Origin of the sequence: Qipengyuania sp. HL-TH1, from assembly GCF_036365825.1 — a bacterium.
Taxonomy (GTDB): domain Bacteria; phylum Pseudomonadota; class Alphaproteobacteria; order Sphingomonadales; family Sphingomonadaceae; genus Qipengyuania; species Qipengyuania profunda.
Genome location: NZ_CP142675.1, coordinates 3,026,750 through 3,043,173, shown reverse-complemented (window position 1 = coordinate 3,043,173; position 16,424 = coordinate 3,026,750). Strand labels below are relative to the sequence as shown.

At 61.5% G+C, this 16,424-nt stretch carries 12 protein-coding genes; 4 read left to right on the top strand and 8 right to left on the bottom strand.

Annotation, left to right across the window (positions count from 1 at the left end; genetic code table 11):
* Nucleotides 1-63 precede the first annotated feature (63 nt).
* From VWN43_RS15560 to VWN43_RS15540, 5 genes are all read right to left on the bottom strand, one after another.
* Complete coding sequence (locus tag VWN43_RS15560; protein WP_063510587.1) at nt 64-525, bottom strand: hypothetical protein; 462 nt, start codon at nt 523-525, stop codon at nt 64-66.
* Nucleotides 526-538: 13 nt separating this feature from the next.
* Nucleotides 539-1,486, bottom strand: a complete 948-nt coding sequence (locus VWN43_RS15555; RefSeq protein WP_063510581.1) for an ArdC family protein — start codon at nt 1,484-1,486, stop codon at nt 539-541.
* Between the two features lie 169 nt (nt 1,487-1,655).
* Nucleotides 1,656-3,623, bottom strand: a complete 1,968-nt coding sequence (locus VWN43_RS15550; RefSeq protein WP_063510580.1) for a ParB/RepB/Spo0J family partition protein — start codon at nt 3,621-3,623, stop codon at nt 1,656-1,658.
* Between the two features lie 99 nt (nt 3,624-3,722).
* Nucleotides 3,723-7,958, bottom strand: a complete 4,236-nt coding sequence (locus VWN43_RS15545) for a strawberry notch family protein (RefSeq protein ID WP_063510579.1) — start codon at nt 7,956-7,958, stop codon at nt 3,723-3,725.
* Nucleotides 7,959-8,036: 78 nt separating this feature from the next.
* On the bottom strand, nt 8,037-8,807 hold the full coding sequence (locus tag VWN43_RS15540) for a DUF7146 domain-containing protein (protein ID WP_369795349.1): 771 nt from the start codon (nt 8,805-8,807) through the stop codon (nt 8,037-8,039).
* Nucleotides 8,808-9,116: 309 nt separating this feature from the next.
* Here VWN43_RS15540 and VWN43_RS15535 point away from each other — a divergent pair, with 309 nt between their 5' ends.
* The 3 genes from VWN43_RS15535 to VWN43_RS15525 are packed head-to-tail and all read left to right on the top strand — an operon-like array spanning nt 9,117 to nt 11,934.
* Nucleotides 9,117-9,458, top strand: coding sequence for a helix-turn-helix domain-containing protein (locus VWN43_RS15535; RefSeq protein ID WP_156493942.1), 342 nt, complete (start codon nt 9,117-9,119; stop codon nt 9,456-9,458).
* 6 nt (nt 9,459-9,464) lie between these two features.
* Nucleotides 9,465-10,715 carry a type II toxin-antitoxin system HipA family toxin gene (locus VWN43_RS15530; protein ID WP_050600463.1) on the top strand — a complete coding sequence of 417 codons (1,251 nt, stop codon included), beginning with the start codon at nt 9,465-9,467 and terminating at the stop codon, nt 10,713-10,715.
* A complete protein-coding gene (locus VWN43_RS15525; RefSeq protein ID WP_082835445.1) occupies nt 10,708-11,934 on the top strand; it encodes a VRR-NUC domain-containing protein in 1,227 nt (408 codons plus the stop codon). Before VWN43_RS15530 ends, VWN43_RS15525 begins: the two co-directional genes overlap by 8 nt.
* Nucleotides 11,935-12,188: 254 nt before the next feature.
* Here the strand turns inward: VWN43_RS15525 and VWN43_RS15520 are convergent, their stop codons facing one another.
* Nucleotides 12,189-12,794: an outer membrane protein gene (locus VWN43_RS15520; protein WP_320181107.1), complete on the bottom strand. Its 606-nt coding sequence runs from the start codon at nt 12,792-12,794 to the stop codon at nt 12,189-12,191.
* Between the two features lie 45 nt (nt 12,795-12,839).
* Here VWN43_RS15520 and VWN43_RS15515 point away from each other — a divergent pair, with 45 nt between their 5' ends.
* Nucleotides 12,840-13,667, top strand: coding sequence for an SDR family NAD(P)-dependent oxidoreductase (locus VWN43_RS15515; protein WP_320181108.1), 828 nt, complete (start codon nt 12,840-12,842; stop codon nt 13,665-13,667).
* A gap of 9 nt (nt 13,668-13,676) precedes the next feature.
* On the opposite strand, the gene VWN43_RS15510 is transcribed toward VWN43_RS15515, so the two are convergent.
* A complete protein-coding gene (locus VWN43_RS15510) occupies nt 13,677-14,072 on the bottom strand; it encodes a hypothetical protein (RefSeq protein WP_320181109.1) in 396 nt (131 codons plus the stop codon).
* Entirely contained in the window at nt 14,069-16,330 is a 2,262-nt protein-coding gene (locus VWN43_RS15505) for an NADP-dependent malic enzyme (protein ID WP_320181110.1), read from the bottom strand. Before VWN43_RS15505 ends, VWN43_RS15510 begins: the two co-directional genes overlap by 4 nt.
* Nucleotides 16,331-16,424: the final 94 nt, after the last annotated feature.

Below are 16,424 nucleotides of genomic sequence, written 5' to 3'. Positions count from 1 at the left end.
GGACAGGCACGAGGCATGACGTAGTTCCTTTGCCAACATCATCAGCGGGGCCTGCACGAACAACTAGTTTTCGGCTGCCTGCCGATCTCGTGGCCTCTGCGGTAATACATGGATCCGCTCAAACACGCCCTCGCCATTGGAGAAGCGCCCGATCTGACGAATCTCGCCGAACATCTGCAAGAACTTGCCGGACACCTGGTCAAGCCATCGCTGAGCTCGGCCAGTTCTGGGTCGGTCATAATCTGCCTCCCAGTAGAAGCTGTCATTCCGTTCGGCGAGCCAGATGGCTGCGAGACCGCAATAAGTGGAAATGCCGCAATCGGCATAGGCATTTCGGAGTAGTATCCGATCTTCGCGCCCGCGCCAGCCATCGTGGGGTATAAGTGAGGGGAATGCTTCGCGCGCGGTGCTGATAATATCTTCGACCAGGCATTCATATTCCCAATCGGGGTCGCCCCTCGCTTCGTTCTCGATCAGGCAGAAAGCGACGATGGCCCCTTGCGGGTAGCTGACAGAGCGTCCCATGACGTGCTCCCCTTCACGCTGCTTCGGCGAGATCATCGCCGAATTCAGGGTCGCTGCGTTCGTCATGGCCGCCAAGGCGGAGTAACAGCGATGATGCTTCTTCAGCCTTTGCTGCTGCCGTCAGCATGGCTCTGTCATCCGATTTCAGGAGCTTCAGCCAGTGCGAAATGTAGCTGGCATGATTGTCGAGATGGGTAACGGGAAGTCCCAGTTCAGCGCCCAGAATTGCTGAGGAAAGCTCGGCTACAAGTTCTTCAGCGGCATAGGCTTCGCTACCGAAACGGTTCTTGAGATCGCGGTCAAGCCGGGACGAATGCCCGGTCCAGTGCGACAGCTCATGGGCAAGTGTTGCATAGTAATGGTCAAATCCCTCGAACAGCGTGGTAGGCGGCATGGTGATGCGGTCGAGGACTGGCTCGTAATAGGCTTCGCTTCCTGTGTGCCGCAGCTGCGCATCGATCCGCGCAAAGAATGCATCGATCCTGCGCCGGCGTCCGGCGGGTTCTACCGGCTCCATGAGCGGCTCGGGACTGTACATGGCCGGAAGGTCATCGCACTGATCCGCATTGAAGATTGCGTAGGATCTGAGAACGCGGCGGGTCTCGGTGTCTTCACCGCCATCGGGCGTTTCGACTTCCTTTTCGTAGGTCTTGTAGAAGATGGCGATGCTCGACTTCTCACCTTTTCGCACGTGACCGCCAAGTTTTGCGCACTGGCGGTAAGTCATCCAGTAGGGCGAGGCGAAGCCTGATGCCTCGGCCATCATCCACAGCCAGAAGGTATTCATGCCCCGGTATGGCGTGCCGCAGCTGCGCAAAGGGCGGGAGATTGGAACTCCGCGCCAGGGTTTGATCCAAGGCTTGGTGCCCTGTTCAAGCTTTTCGATGATGGTGGCGGTAATCCGTGCTGCCGGAGACTGGGCCGGTGAACGGGAGGCTGGCGAGCGTTTGAGCTTACGCATGAGAAATCTCCTGATTGCCCGGACGAAATTGCACCGGGCCAGATGCCCAAAAGCCCCCTCCCCTCTGATCCTTGCCGATGGCGGAACCCAAGCTGGTCTTAACGAGAAAAGGCGGCCCGCCCCGAAGGGACGGACCGCCTACCGAACGGCTTCAACCTGTCAGGAGGGATCAGGCGGCCTGCTCGGTGATCTCGCCATCGCTTTCGGTATCTTCATCGGGATCGACTGTTTCGTCGGGTTCAGCGGTTCCTCGGAAATGCATGATGTCCGGAACCCAGGCGAGCGCACGCTCCTTGGTGCCCGCCTCACCGATGAAATTGCCCGAGAATATTCGTTCGGCAGCGCTGGCAAGCTCAGCCTTCTTGGAAGCCGAATAGCGGCTGACCAATTCAGGCCCGCCCGCAGCGTCAAGCGCCTCGAGCGTCTTTGCCTTCGCCACGCGGTCGAAATAATTTGCCGCAGTTGGTCGCCACCAATGTGCGGTCTCGATTTCAAGCAAGCCGCCGATTGCCTCGTGGAGAGGAGCCGAGCGCTCACCCTCGCAAGCCAGGCTGGCTACGAGCGTGCGCGACACGACATGGCCGAGCCATGCGGACCTTGCTTCATGGGACAGTGCCCGGAAAGCTTCGAACCGTTCGACATCGCTTTCGCCAGAGCGCCAGCTCTCGTCGAGGCTGCCGGCGAACTCGGCGAGCGCGGCGCTAGCGGGTGCATCCTTGGCCTCAAAACCTGTAACGGGGCCAGTCTCTGCCGAACCTGAGATCGTCGAAGCCTTCTTCGCACGCCAGTCTTGCCCATCAGCATCGGCAAGCGTGAAAACCATGAAGTCGAGCGCCAGTGCCGGATCGTTAGCGAGATGGATCGCCAGGATATCGCGGCGCTGCATGGCCAACTCATCGAGCAGGCGCTGAGAGAGCGAATTGCCTCTACCCTTGGTCTCGGTGCCCCCGGCGACCGGCTCGACCACACCGTCGTCTTCCGAAATTACTTCGCTCTCAGTGTAAAATTGCGGGACCAGAGCGGGCTCACCATTGCGCGAGAGAACGAGGAAGGCGCCGGCATCTGCCTTGAGATCGTCGGCAAGCACCGGTGGCCGATCGTTGAGCGCACGCATTGCACGATCGATTGCGACCAGTTCTTCTTCGGCCTTGGCGACCTCGTCCTCGTCGCTGTCTTCGTCTTCGAGAATAGCGGCCACCCGGTCGTAGCCGGCCTCGAGTTCACCGAGTTCCTGCGCCTCTTGCTCGGTCATCGGCACAGGTTCGCACTGCAAGCGATTGAGGCCTTCAACGAGGTCATGGCTGACATAGTTGCCAAGCGTCGGTCTCACCCAAGCAAGGCCATGCTCTTGGGCGCTTTTCGTTGCCGCTTCATCCATGGCCTTGTGCGCGAGGTCTTCAAGCAGCGCGATATCGATCCAGCTTTCGCTGGCATCATCGTCAAATAGCTCGCGCTCGATGCGACCACCTGCGGCAAGATAAGCGTCGCGTCCGACCAGAACAGCCCGCGGGTCTGAGCCGCGCACGCTGGCATCTAACACCATACGGCGGATCGTTTCGGGCGTGATTTGGTACCAGGCGTCCTGCAGTTCGGCATAGACATGCGCCTGGCGATCGGCATCAGAGATCGCGCCGTAGGCCTTGGCCATGTCTAAGGTGATTGTGCCATCCGCAAGCGCTTCGAACACGCAGGGGGCAAGTGCGGCCAGTCGCAAGCGGCCTTCAACGAAGCGGACAGTCAGGCCAAAGCGACGCGCCACGTCCTCAACGCAGCCACCAGCCTCGATAATGGCCGAGAATGCCTGCGCTTCATCGGCCGGGTTCATGGCGAGACGCTGGAAATTTTCGGCAAGGCTTGCTTCGCGGACCTCGCTTTCCTCGCCTTCGATGACCAGGCAAGTCACTTCGTGGGTTTTGGCCAGCGTACCGTCTTCGGCAAGCGCCTGAAGCGCAGCGAGGCGGCGACCTCCGGCCTCGACCTCGAATTTGCCGCGCTTCGCCTTGCGCACAACAAGGTTCTGCAACAGACCTCGTGCTGCGATATCGGTTTTCAATTGTTCGTCGGCAGCAGGATCGCTGGTTTTGCGCACATTGCGCGGGCTCGGGACAAGCTTTTTCAAGGAAATTGATTGGATCATGGGTAGTCTCCTGATGGGAAGGAGCCATGCGGCATGCATGGCCCGACTAGCCCAAAGGCACCCTCCCCTCTAACCCATCGCCATGCGGCTGATCGCTGTTCAGACGGCCAGGGCGGGTAGAATGATCGATGCTTTGGAGACCGGCACGAACAGTCGCGTGCGGTAACGAATGATCTCGGTGAAACAGCCCATGGTTTTGTACCAGTCGAGCCGATCAGGCGCGTATCCCGTAAGTTCGAGCCGTTGCTCGCCTCCGACCAGCGAGCGTTTGACCATCAGCGCGTCATGACTGGCAAGAGGCTGCGGCGTGCCGCTCGCCAAAACCAGCTTCCCCAGTTCGTCGGGCAAGGGACCGGCCACCCCTGCCAGTCCGAACGTTTCGGCAATCTTGGCGAGATCGACATCGAGCACTTCGCGCCCGATGATCGACTGGCCGTCCTCGGCAACGAGCCGGGTGACGCAAACATGATCTCCCGCCAAGCGATTCCAGACCGGCAAAAGCAGCCCGGTTGCGAGGTGAAGGCGCTCGGTCACTGGCGAAGCGGCTGCCTTAACTTCCTCGGTGCACCAGGCCTTGGTGAACTCGGTCACGCCGATCTCCTCCCACAAGCTTTCACCGAGTGCCTCGATCGTCCAGTTAGCCGATTTGAGCGGCCGGAGCAGCCGACGGCGTTCGATCACCGCGCCATCATCGGCAATGAGCCGCCGGGCCGGGACCGAGAGAGCAACCTTGCCCGATCGCGCATTGCGTAACGGGATGGCGTGAAGCGACCCGATCTCGTGCATCCGCACGAGACGCTTCAGTCGGAGCGGGCGTAGGTGGCGTTTCACCCCAAGCGAGACCAGGCGGGTTTCTGCGCCGGTAACAGGATCGGCTCGCAAAAGCTCGTCGCTGAGAACTTCGAAGCTATCGACGCGAACCGTCTCAAGGCCCAGATCGAGAGTTCCAGCTTCGCGCGCTGCCTCGATTCGCGCTTCGACCAACCCCAGATATTCATCGAAGATAGAATTTTGGAGCGCAATCGGCAGAGCAAGGATGCGGTTGAGCCAGCGCTGGATAGTCGGAAGGTTGTCGGTCAGCCCGCCATCGGGATTCTCGAGCCGAAGGCCGGTTCGCTCGACGAAATCGCCGAAGCTCGTCGCCTCCAGCTTGCCATCATACAACAAGTGGAACCAACGGCTGAGTGCATCCCTAGCATAATCGCTTTCGAGATTATCGGCCGGATCGAAGAGGTTCTGACCGCCGGTCTGGCGCTGTCCTCGCGTCAGGGCACCAAGGCTGTCGAGCCTGCGAGCGATGGTCGAGATAAACCGCCGTTCGCCCTTCACATCGGTGGTCACCGGTCGGAACAGCGGGGCCGAGGACTGGTTGGTGCGGTTGGTACGACCGAGCCCCTGGATTGCATTGTCCGCCCGCCAGCCCGGTTCGAGCAGGAAGTGGACGCGGCGCTGCTGGTTCTGGCAGTCGAGATCGGCATGATAGGAACGCCCGGTCCCGCCAGCATCAGAAAAGATGAGGATGCGCTTCGTGCCCTCCATGAAGCTCTGCGCTTCGGCGACATTGGCACTGCCGCTTCGCCGTTCGAGCCGCTGCTGCCCATCCCTGCCGATAACGAGCCTGCGGCTGCGCCCGGTTACTTCGGCGACCGCCCCGGTCCCAAAATGCTCGATGATCGCGTCGAGCGCTGTGGCGATTGGAGGAAGCGCGCAAAGCTGTTCGATCAGCGCATCGCGCGCGGCAATGGCACGCGAGCAAAGAACCGGATTACCGTCGTCATCGCTCATCGCTTCGGAGCGCAGATTGCCGTCCTCGTCGGTAAAGACCTGCATCAGGCGCACCGGGAAGCTCTTGGCGAGATAGTCGATGACGTATTCGCGCGGACTAAGGTCGATATCGAGTGCCTCGCGTTCCTCGTCGCTGAGATCGGCGAGGCGGCGGTCGAGCATGGCCTCAGCGGTCGAAACCAGCTGCACGACCACCGAATGATCTTTACCGAGCGCTTCTTCTATAGCCGGGATGAGACTCGGCAGTTTCATCGACAGAAGCAGCTGCGCAAAGAAGCGCTGCTTTGTGCCTTCAAATTTTGACAGCGCGGCAGCCTTGGCATTGCGATTGAGCGTATCGCCGCTGTCCTCGTCGACGACTCGTGTGGCTTCGAGCGCGTCATCGAGATTGCGGTGAATGATCGCCCAGGCTTCGGCATAGGCGTCGTAGATACTGATCTGCGCTTCGGTCAGGCAGTGTTCTAGGATCTCGTATTCGACCCCGGCAAAAGACAGCGCGCGGGCGAGGTAAAGACCTTTTGCCTTGAGGTCGCGCGCAACGAGTTCCATCGCTGCTACACCACCGGCGCGGATCTCGGTCATGAAGCCTTCATGCGTCGGGAAAGCGGTTTCGGGTCCCCAGAGGCCGAGCCTCGCGGTGTAACCAAGATTAGCGATCTCCGACGCGCCGGTGGCGGAGGCGTAAAGCACGCGGGCGCGCGGCAGATGGTTCTGCAGCCTCAGGCCCGCCATCCCCTGCTCCGATCCCTTAGCCTTGCCGCGCGTGCTCGAAGACCCGAGCGCATTGGCCATCGAATGGGACGCGTCGAACGCGATCACGCCTACGAACTCTTCGCCCGTCCAGGCAAGGATCTGGTCGAGGCGCGTGTCTTCGGCGCGCCCTGAGCGCAGTGTCGGATAGGTGACAAACAGAATGCCTTCGGACAGCGTTACGGGTCGCCCAAGCTTCCAGCGCGAGAGGGGCTGGATATCGAGCGGCAGCCCGCCAAGCGCTTCCCAGTCGCGGCGCGCATCTTCCAGCAGCGCCTCGTTCTTGGTGATCCAGATATGCCGACGTTCACCTGCGAGCCAGCGATCCATCATGACCGCCGCAATCTGCCGCCCCTTGCCCGCTCCGGTCCCATCGCCAAGGAAGAAGCCCTGTCGGTAAGAATGGCCATCTTCGGCCAGCTCAAGCATCGTCCCTTCCTGACTCGGTAGAAACTGTTCGGGCAGATCGCGATCAAAGGCCTTGCAGGCGTAGATGAGCGTCTCGCACTGGGCTGCGGAGATGAGCTTATCCACTTTCCAGTTCGATGGGAGCAGCGGGCTGACCTCCGGAACAGGTGCCGCGACCGATCCCATCGCGACCGATTCCACCAGTGGAGTAGGATGCATCGGAGCATCGGCAAACGCTATGCGGCTTGGGCGATAAGGAAGGTAGATGCCTGCCTGCTCGGGCACAGGTGCAGCTTGCGCCAGTGCAACATAGCTGAGTTCGACCGCATCGGTCCCAGCGACTGGCGTCGTCGCGAAGGGTGCAGAAGGTCGGATCGCTGCGCGGTGCTCCACGGACCTCGACATCGTGCGCACCGGCAAGCGACGCACTTCAGCCGATATCAAGGCGCGAGGCGGAAGATCGGCGAGAAGCGCATGGAACTCGCCCAACTCGGACGTATCGCCGGTGATCGGTCGGCTTTTACCCGTCGGGATTTTGTCGATCACGACCAGCCGGACAGCGATCCCCGTGCCCGTCCGAGTGAACATCCGCTGCAACCGGACATCGAGCCGCAGCGAAGCCTCGTCCTGTGCCTTGGCAAAGCGCGAAGCATCGAAACCATCTGGCATGGTCGCGACAATCCTGCCGCCACAAACGCAAGCTCTGAATGCGCTTCGGAGATGGCGCAATGCTGTACCACCGTCGCTGCCGCGTTCCTCGCTACGCGCAAAGGGCGGGTTCATCAGGAAGACCGAGGGGATTGGGCCGCAATGCAAGTCGGCAATAAGTTCGCCATCGTGGGAGCTGATTGCGGCCTTCGGAAAGATGTGTGCCAGGCCGCCGCGTCTGCCAGCATCGATCTCGTTTAGAGTAAGCGATGCGGCTTGGCCGTAGGCCCAGATCGCGAGAGCACCATTGCCGGCGGAGGGTTCGAGCAGCGTATCCCGTGATGAAAGCGCCGCGGCTTTCGCAAACAGCCAGGCCAGCATCGGAGGGGTCGAGAATTGCTGAAGCTCGATCTGGCCTTCGCTGCGCACGTGACGAGGTGGTAGAGCCGCGTCGAGCCAATCGAAGCGCGCTTCCGCTTCGTGGAAGCCGGTCGTCAGATCGATGCGCGAAGATCCACGCAGCCAGAGCAGGGAGCCAATCTCGATCACGTTGTTATAGTCGTCGATGGTCCAGGCGCTGCCCCAGTCCTGAACTCCGGTTTCCTCGGCGAACAGGTCCGAAATATCGGCACGAGTGAGATGGCATCCTGCTGCGAGACGGTCGGCAATTTTGACGCCAATGGCGCAGGCCAACGGAACGTCCTGAGATTTCTGGCGGGCGGGAAAAAGGTCTGACTGAAACATGGCTTATCGTCCTCCTGATTGAGGCATCGGGACACGCGCCCTCTGCCGGATCAGGAAATCGAAAAGCCTTCTCTCCTCTCAAACCTTCGCCTTACGGCATAGCCATGCCTGGAGTTCGTCGTTCCAGTCGGTGCCTCGCACAGATGGTTTGCGGACATGGATCGTCCGGCCTTTTCGCGCATAGGCGGATAGGCTCCGTTCGACTGCGAGATCACCACCGTCATCGTAATCGACGAAGAGATGAAGCTCGGTCACGCTGTCGGGAATGCTGACCAGACCGAAGCGCTCATTGCCCAATGTTGCCCATGCGGGGATGCCGGTCAGGGCATAAGCTGACATCGCGCTTTCGATCCCTTCAGCGAGTCCGAGTTTGGCATCCGCCGGGGCGAAGAGCCGAACGGCAGCTTCACCTAGCGAGCCAAGAGCGCGCTTGGGCTTGTCGAAGTCCGCTTTCCTGTGGCGATCCTGTGACAGGAATGTGCGGTGGATGGCGATGGGCCCCATGTCGAGACTGACCGCCGCGATCATGGCGGGCAGGTAGCGGGTGCGTCCTTTGGGGCCCAGCGGTGTTCGTGGATGAAACCGAAGAGCAGAAGAGGCGGCGAGGATGCCGCGGCTCTTGAGATAGGCCTTGGCCGGGCTGGAACGCACAGGCTCCGCTTCGCGCCAGATCCTCAGCGCCGCCGGCGAGAGATTACGTTTTTCAATTGGCTCGAACTGGTCAGCTGACGAAGAGTCCGAGAATAGGATGGAAGCGTTGAAGCCCTCGCGTGCCAGCGCAGCAAGCACTGCCTGCTGATCGCAACCGGCAAAGCAGTGAAAAAGGATGGCTTTGCGACCGAGCGTCACGCCCAACGATGGCGTGCTGTCATCATGTGCAGGACAACAGGCCATGCCCTTCGTGCCCGACCATCTGCCGCCTCGACTTTCGCAGATACGGCGTGCGGTCCCTTCCAGTGTGGGTCTTGTCGCTTCATGAGTGGGCATGGGTTATGCGGTCCTTTTGGCTCGCTCCCCACAGCCTACCTCTGCTCTTACTGGCGTCCGCAGTACCCTGACAGGAAGCGGCGACCGCAATAGCTTGTCGTGTCTGGTCATAGGATGCATGACATATCATGCGCTATTGCATAAATTAACATGATATGTCATGTACTGCCTATGCCACGCGCCTCCAGAGCAGCTAGCGGACTGCCGCCACAAAGCCAGCGAGCTATAACTCAGCTCGGCAAGGACATCGCGCTTGCCCGGCGTCGCCGCAAAATGCCGCAGCGGTTGATGGCGGAACGAATGCTGGTGTCGGTTCAGACACTTCAGCGGCTCGAAGCTGGTGATCCGACAGTTGGTCTCGCAGTCCTTGTGAGCGCATTGCATGTGCTGGGAATGACCCAGCGCCTTGCCAGCTTGGTTGCGCCAGAGAGTGATCGAGCGGGCATAAGCGAGGACCTCTCGCGCTTGCCCGAGCGAACGCATGCAGCCAGCGATGACGAGCTGGATTTCTGATCGGTCATGACAATCGTCCGCTCCTACGTATTCGTCCATCTTCCCGAAGGTCCTGTCCCGGCGGGACTGCTGACGATGACCGACGAACCGCGCAACCAATTTGCCACGTTCGCTTATGGCCGCCGGTATCTTGAGCGTCCTGACCGGATCCCCGTCGATCCGGTGGCCCTTCCGCTGCACGATGCCGGGACCAGCCGGACCTTCCGCACAGAGGAAGGGTTTGCTGTCTTCGGCGGCATCCGCGACGCCGCTCCCGATGGCTGGGGCCAATATCTTATGTACAAGGCTATGGGCGACCGTCTGCCAAGCGAGATCGACCTCATCCTTGCTTCCGGAGAACATCGCGTTGGCGCGCTCGCATTCGGGCCTACTCCGGAGCGACCGGAGCGCATCACTCCATGGGGCGACGGTCCCGCTCCGGGCGAAGAGTTCACCCTCGCTGAACTCGCCGAGGCAGCAGAACGAGCACAACACGTCGACGAGCTCGACGAGAACCTGCGCGCACTGCTTGCTGCCGGTTCGTCGCTTGGCGGCGCGCGTCCGAAGGCGGCAACGCAAATCGGCGATCGACCCTGGATCGCCAAGTTCCAGAAGCGCGGCGACAGCTTTCCTGAATGCCGCGTAGAGCTGGCGACTATGCAGCTGGCCAGCGAATGCGGCCTCAACGTGCCCGCGCTCGATTTCCGCTGTGTCCTGGACCGCGATATCTATCTGATCGAACGGTTCGACCGCGTGCCGCATGGCAACTGGCTCGAACGGCGACCGTTCGCGTCGGGGCTGACCATGCTGGGCGCGCATGAAAGCGAGGTAAGCAGCTACAGTTACGCTGATCTCGCTGGCGCGATACGTCAGCACGGGACGCAGGTCCGCGCAGACCTCCATGAGCTGTTCCGCCGAATGGTGTTCAATATTCTCGTAACGAATGACGATGACCACCTGCGCAATCACGGATTTCTTTTCGACGGAACTGGCTGGCGGTTGTCTCCACTCTACGATGTCGTTCCCAAGCCGCAGGTGGGGCTGGAGCGACGCCTTGTGCTGGGCGTTGGTCCGGAAGGACGCAATGCGACCATCGGAAATGCGCTTGCCGGAGCAGCAGTATTCGATCTCGGCCCCGAGGAGGCCTCGGCCATGACCGAAGAGTTGCGCGTGATGGTTGCAGCGCGCTGGCAGCCATTGTTCGAAGAGGCGGGGTTAAGTCCTGCGGACAGAGGCCGCTTTGCCACCTGCTTCCGGTTAGCAATCGAAGATGGCTAGGCAACCTCCCTCTACTTGCCATCACCCAGACCGCGCCTGCCTCAATCAGCATGAACTGATCCGCAAATACCGTTGTGCGGATTGCGGCGCGGTGATGATGTGTGCCTGCGACGAGGTGCGCGGGCATCGCTTTCTGCCGCATCAACTAAGCGAGGGCTGCGAACTCGATACGCAGGAGCGGGTGCCGGTAACGCATGGCTTCCAAGAGGGAGTTTGTAGTGAATGCCGTGGATTGCCCGCCGATCCGGCACCAGCAGCGGCGATCCACGGGCGCACCAGCAAGATCAGGCGGTACTATTGGCGCGAGCTGTTCTTTACCAAAGAAGCTGCACTGCACGATTGGGACTCAGAGCATCCGGACGCGACTCACGATGAGCGGCGCTCTGCGCAGTCCGCAATAGAAAAAGCGGTGCTGCAGGATATCAAAGAGCTGCATGCGAGCGCACCCAAATATGCTTTCACTGAAAAGTCACAGGCAGAAGTGATCGATCAATACTCGGTCGAAGTGGAACCTCTGCAGGCGACATATGCCAAGGTCGGACGGAAGGGCGCTCAGATCGTAGTTGGCGATGAGATAATCAGCGCCGAAGAATTCGCTTTGCGGCACTATTCCGGGCAGGGCTGGCAAGTCCTGCAGCTTGAAAGCGTTCCCTTCCACGCACTGTTCGGCGTGATGATGTGGATAGTCATCCAGGATCCAATCGACCCTAAGAACCGGATTGTAAGTTTCGGTGATCGTACTGCGTATGAAGAGCGGAGAACGAAGGAACCGATCTGGACACATTTGCCGAGCGACTTTGGGTCTGCAGGCTATGGAATCCGGCGCGCAACAGCGATCGAGAAACATTTCGACGAATTTCTGCACGACGACGATCTTGAGTGGTTATTCGACTATTGGCGGTTCCACAGCGAAAACCTGCGTCAGTATCTCTGGGCACATCGACCGGAGGATGTCGAGCGAGCTCGCAAGTTGCTCGAGATTTTACCACCTCAAACAATCAAAGCCATTCTGCACTATCTCGTGCAAGACTACTGGGGCCGATATCTGGGATGGCCGGACTTGCTACTGCACCGCGAAGGGGAGTTCCGGTTCGTCGAGGTTAAGTCGTCCTCGGACAGGCTGAGCGATGATCAGAAGCGATGGATCGCTGACAATCATAATGTTCTCAAGCTGCCCTTTTCCATAGCCAAGATTCACCGGATCGCCAGCCAGGCCTAGTTGCGATCGTAAGGCGCCCTTCAGCACTCAACGTCGAGAGAATAGCACTTAGTAATTCAAATTTGCTTGGTGATTACCCGGTGATTGCCAGCAAAGTTTTTGAGGTTCGAAATTTCCGATATTAGATAATATTTTCAGCGTTTTAATGTACTTAAGTATATAAAATCTGGTATTTCCGCTTCCGCCGCAAATAGCAGAAGGCCGCCCGGTCGCCCGGACGGCCTTCCATCATGCCGGTCGGCACCGACTATGGATCAGAAGCGCAGGCCCAGCCCGGCCACGACCTGGTCGGTTGTCGCATCGCCGAAATCGCCGCCGATGTCGTCATATTGCGACCGGCGGTATTCGACCCGGCCTTCGAGCGGTCCGGGCAGCTGGATCTGCAGCCCGCCGCCGAACCGCAGCCCGCTGGCATTCTCTTCCAGATCGTCGAGCGATCCGGCGCTGGTGAAGGCCTTGGTGTCGAGCGCGGTATAGCCGACCTTGCCATAGGCCGCGATCCCGGGGGTCACGGCGAAACCGGCGCGCGCGCCGACGTAATACTGACCATCGGCATCGAGCCCGTCGCGGACACCGCCGAAGCTGTCGGGGAATTCGGTCGACCCGCCACTGGTGGAAAGTTCGCCCTCGACGCCGACGAAGGCGCTGCCAAGCGAGAGATCGTAGCCGGCAGTAACGCCGTAAACCGCCGAATCGGCATCGGCGCTGACGCTGCCGTCGCCCGAATCGACATTGAGCCCTTCGTAGCCAGCCAGCGCGCCGACGTAGAAGCCGCCCGGCGCGGTGTTCTGGGCCTGCGCCATGGCAGGGACGGCCAGCATGCCGGTGGCGATGGCGAGCGTTGCGATTGTCTTTTTCATCTCGATTCCTTTCGCGTGCGTTGGGGGGGTGCACGGTCAGGCCGCTTGGCGAAGCCGCGCTTGCGCCCCGCTGAACCGCGCGCCGGTGCGACGCATGACAGCGACGGATGGGGCGAATTTTCGACCAAGGGTTTTGCCAAGTCGCCCAAAGGCGAGCTAGCCTGCCGCACAAGACACAAGGGCGACGGAGAGCAAAACATGGCGGACAGGACGGTATTCATTCTCGGGGCATCGCGCGGGATCGGGCTTGGCCTCGTCGAGGAGTTCCTCGCGCGCGGTTGGGGTGTCGTCGCGAGCGAGCGTTCGCATGGCGACGACCTGCACGCGCTGGAATGCGATGCGCTGCGCATCCTGACCTGCGACGTGACCGACCCCGACAGCTATGCCGACCTCGGCCTCGACGCGGGCGAGCTCGACACGATCATCATCAATGCGGGGATCGGCGGGGCGCGCCACCAGGACGCCATGCAGGCGACCACCGAGGACGTGGCCGAGATCATGATGACCAATGCCTTTGGTCCGGCCCGCGCGGCCAAGACGCTGCTGCCGACGGTGAAGGATGGCGGCACGCTGGCAGTCATGTCCTCGCAGCTGGGTTCGATCGCCGACAGTTCCGGCGGGTTCGAGCTCTACCGCACGAGCAAGGCGGCGCTCAACATGCTGGCCAAGGGCATTTCGGTGCAGCTGGCCGAACCGCGCGGGATCGGCGTGATCGCGCTTCATCCGGGCTGGGTGCAAACCGACATGGGTGGCCCGCAAGCCACGCTGACAGTGGCGGAAAGCGTCAAAGGGATCGCCGATGTGATCGAGGGTGCAGGGGCCGAAAGCGCGTTCCGCTACCTCGACTATAGCGGCAAGACGCTGCCTTTCTGACAGGCCGCGCTAGGCCGCCGACGACCTTCGCGCCGTCAGATGCGGCATGAGTGCGAAAACCACTTGCCCCGCAAGGCCCAGCAGGCCTTCCGGCCTGGCCAGCCCATCAAGCCAGGCGGCAACCGTCCCGCCCATGGCACGGGTCAGTGCCAGTTCGGCGAGCAGGAGCAGCGCCAGTGCGAGCGCCCCGACCGAGAGCGCGCGGCGTCCCGGCGCCAGCGCGAAATGCCGGACGAGCCAAGTGGCCACCAGCCACGATGCGAACAGGATCACGGGCAACTCGATCACGCCTGCCATCAATGCGCCCACCTGCGGCACCAGCCAGAACATCCGCACCGCGCCAAGTCCGAAGCCGATTGCAAACACCAGCCCGAAATACGCCAGCGCCGGCGCGGCCAGTCTCACCCCACGATACCCGCGCTGGCGAGCACCGCCAGCGTCAGCAGGTCGGGCGCAATCGCGGTCATCGGGGCGATCTGCACCGGCTTCTCGCTGCCGATCATCATCGGGCCGACCATCGTCTCGCCGCCCAGCTCGCGCAGCAGCTTGGCCGACAGATTGGCCGATTGCAGCCCGGGCATGATGAGCACATTGGCGGGGCCCGACAGGCGGCTGAAGGGATAGAGTTCCATCACCTTGCGGTTGAGCGCGGCATCGGGCGCCATTTCGCCTTCATATTCGAAATCCACCGCGTCGTCCGCATCGAGCAGCGCGACGGCATCGCGCAGATTGCCCAGCCACTGGCCCGAGGGATTGCCGAAGGTCGAATAGGACATGAAGGCGACGCGTGGTTCGTGCCCCATGCGGCGCGCGACCGCAGCGGTTTCCTTGGCGATATGCGCCAGCTCGGCGGCGCTGGGGCGTTCGTTGATGGTGGTGTCGGCGAGGAAGGTGGTCTGGTTCTTGCCGATCATCATGTGGATGCCGAACGGCGTCGCGCCGGGCTTGGGATCGATCACCCGCGCCACTTCGCGCGCGGTCTGCGCGTAGGTCCGCGTCAATCCGGTGATCATCGCATCGCCATGGCCGAGCGCGACGAGCAGCGCGGCAAAGACGTTGCGTTCCTGGTTGACCATCCGCTGCACGTCGCGCTGCGTGTAGCCGCGGCGCTGTAGGCGTTTGTAGAGATAGTCGTTCATTGCCGGCACCTTGTCCGACAGCGCCGAATTCTCGATGATCCAGTCGTCGGGATCGTCCACGCCTAGTTCGCGCAGCTTTTCGAGCACCTTCTCGGTGCGACCGACGAGGATCGGTTCGCCATAGCCGAAATCGCGGAACTGGATCGCCGCGCGCAGCGCGACATCCTCCTCCGCCTCGGCGAAGACCACACGCTTGGGATTGGCCTTGGCCTGTTCGTAGATATTGGTCAGCGCCGCGGTGGTCGGATTGAGCCGCGCCTTGAGCGCGAGGCGATAGGCGCCGAAATCCTCGATCGGGGCTTCCGCGACGCCGCTGTCCATCGCCGCTTGCGCAACCGCGCTGGAAACAACTTCCATCAGCCGCGGATCGAAGGGTGCGGGAATGATGTATTCCTCGCCGAACTGGTGGCTCACGCCATAGGCCGCCGCCACTTCGTCGGGCACGCGTTCGCGTGCGAGTTCGGCGATGGCATGCGCGGCGGCGATCTTCATTTCCTCGTTGATCGCGGTCGCCCGCACGTCGAGCGCGCCGCGGAAGATGAAGGGGAAGCCGAGGACATTGTTGACCTGGTTGGGATAGTCGCTGCGTCCGGTGGCGATGATCGCATCGGGGCGCACCGCCTTGGCATCCTCGGGCATGATCTCGGGCACCGGATTGGCCATGGCGAAGATGATCGGCCTGTCGGCCATCTTGGCGACCCATTCGGGTTTCAGCGCGCCCGCGGCGGACAGGCCGAGGAAGATGTCGGCACCGACCAGCGCCTCTTCCAGGCTGGTCGCCTTGGTGGGCACGGCATGCGCGCTCTTCCACTGGTCGACATTGTCGCGCCCGGGGGTAATCGGCCCGGTACGGTCGCAAACGATCACGTTCTCGTGCGGCACGCCGATCGCCTTGATCAGCGCGGTGCAGGCGAGCGCGCTGGCACCCGCGCCGTTGACCACCATTTTCACATCCTTGAGCTTGCGCCCGGTGAGGTGACAGGCGTTGATCAGCCCGGCGGCGGCGATGATCGCGGTGCCGTGCTGGTCGTCATGCATGACCGGAATATTCATCCGCTCGCGCAGCGCCTGCTCGATGATGAAACATTCGGGCGCGGCGATGTCTTCCAGATTGATGCCGCCGAAACTCGGCTCCATCAGCGCGACCGCTTCGATGAACTTGTCCGGATCCTCGGTATCGAGCTCGATATCGATCGAATCGACATCGGCGAAGCGCTTGAACAGCACTGCCTTGCCTTCCATCACCGGCTTCGAGGCCAGCGCGCCGAGATTGCCGAGGCCGAGGATCGCGGTGCCGTTGGAAATCACCGCGACCAGATTGGACCGCGCGGTATAGCGTGCCGCATCCGCCGGATTGGCAGCGATCGCTTCGACCGGTGCAGCCACGCCGGGCGAATAGGCCAGGCTCAGATCGCGCTGGCTCGCCATCGGCTTGGAGGCGATGATCTCGATCTTACCCGGGCGGATAGTCTCGTGATAGAACAACGCCTCACGCGTGGTGAAAGCGGATTTTTCGTCGGCCATGGGTGTCCTCGTCTCGCTGCCCCCTGCCCCTAACCGCTCGCGCGGCGAAGTCATAGGGGAAAGGGGGCCGCGGCGACTCCCCAATCGCGCGCGC